Source organism: Vibrio sp. L85 (assembly GCF_963871815.1).
Classification (GTDB): Bacteria; Pseudomonadota; Gammaproteobacteria; order Enterobacterales; family Vibrionaceae; genus Vibrio; species Vibrio harveyi.
In genome coordinates this window covers 1-219 of the sequence record NZ_CAWMYL010000009.1, presented here as the reverse complement: position 1 = coordinate 219, position 219 = coordinate 1, and the positions used below count along the sequence as shown (strand labels likewise).

Here is a 219-nt window from a genome sequence, read left to right as displayed (position 1 = left end):
TGAACAACCTTTAATGGGTGTACAACGAGATGGCATCCGCGGACGATTGCTCATTATTCCTGAGATTTCGATGATTGTATCTTACTGGGTTGAGGGCGATATCATCCGAGTTATGCGTGTACTACACCAGAAACAAAAATTCCCTACGGATTGATTTCTTCCTCTGGGGAACTAACGCCCTGTTAAGGGGTGAGCAACGCAATACCGAAGCCGCTGCAT

At 46.6% G+C, this 219-nt stretch carries 1 protein-coding gene; it reads left to right on the top strand.

Annotation, left to right across the window (positions count from 1 at the left end; genetic code table 11):
* Positions 1-154: type II toxin-antitoxin system RelE/ParE family toxin (locus AACR11_RS01265; protein ID WP_139374640.1), on the top strand; the 154-nt coding region annotated here is incomplete at its 5' end.
* Between the last annotated feature and the right edge of the window lie 65 nt (positions 155-219).